Below are 1,218 nucleotides of genomic sequence, written 5' to 3' on the forward strand. Positions count from 1 at the left end.
GGGTTGGTGGGGGGTGGTGGGGATGGCGTGTTGGGTGAGGATGACGAGGTGGGTGTGGGTGAGGTGGGGGTTGGTGAGCCATTGTTGGAGTTGGTGCAGGGTGCGTTCCGCCACCGCATGAGCCGCCTCCGGTCCGGCGTCCGGGTCCTCGCTCTGGCCGACCCGCAGCAGCAGCACCGCCGGCACGTCCGTGGGCTCCTCGGCGGCCAGCACCTCCTCCAGGTCGCCGAAGACGGTGGCCGCGCCGGAGACGTCGTCCGGCATCGGGATCCGCACCCAGTCCACGGCGAGCGGTGAGGCGAGCGCCTCGTCCGCCGCGACCGTCACGTCCGCCGCGGTGAGCGGCCGGCTCGCGACCGAGCCGATGGTGAGCAGGGGCGCGCCGGCGGCGTCCACCATGCCGACCGCGACGGTCCCGTCGGCGCGCGTGCGGGCCCGGACCGTGGCGTTCGTGGCCCCGGTCGCGTGCAGCCGCACGTCCGTGAACCGGCTCGGCACCAGGGTCTCCGCGGAAAGGCCGCTCAGCATCCCGTCCAGGGCCGCGGCCAGCAGCGCGGGATGGAATCCGAAACCGTCGGCGTCGACGTCGTCGGGCAGCGCGACCTCGGCGTACTCGCCGTGGAAGGCGCGGATGCTCCGGTAGGCGCCGTCGTGGTCGTATCCGGCCGAGGCCAGCCGCTCAGTCAGCAGATCGAGCTGGTCCGCAGTCGCCGGAGCCGGGCCGGGGCCAGGGACGTCGACCGGGCCCGGCGTGACGCCGAGGACGCCTGCCGCGTGGCGCGTCCACGCGCCCGCCTGCCGCGTGTGCACCAGCACCGTGCGCCTGCCGTCCGCGTCGGCACCGGTGACCTGGACGCGCAGGTCGGTTCCGCCGCGTGCCGGGACGACGATCGGCTTGTCGACGACCAGCTCGTCGAGGTGCTGCAGTCCCAGCTCGTCCATGGTGGACAGGACGAGGTCCAGGATCCCGACGGCCGGAAGGACCGGCGTGCCCTCCAGCAGATAGCCGCCCAGCCACGAATCGGCGTCGGCCCGGATCCGGCCGGTCGCCAGCACACCCCCGGTCTCCGGCAGGTCCGCCACGGCGGCCAGGAGCGGGTGCCTGGCGTCGTCCAGACCCGCGGCGGCCACGTCGTCCACGCCGTCGGCACCGCTGTCCAACCAGTAGTGGTGGTGTTGGAAGGGGTAGGTGGGGAGGTGGGGGGTGGTGTGTGGGGT

At 74.0% G+C, this 1,218-nt stretch carries 1 protein-coding gene; it reads right to left on the bottom strand.

Features of this window, described 5'->3' with window-relative positions; genetic code table 11:
* The coding region (locus LPA42_RS33365) for a polyketide synthase dehydratase domain-containing protein (RefSeq protein WP_228987139.1) at positions 1 to 1,161 on the bottom strand (1,161 nt) is incomplete at its 3' end.
* Positions 1,162 to 1,218: the final 57 nt, after the last annotated feature.

The organism is Micromonospora sp. DH13 (assembly GCF_020873825.1).
GTDB lineage: Bacteria > Actinomycetota > Actinomycetes > Mycobacteriales > Micromonosporaceae > Micromonospora > Micromonospora haikouensis.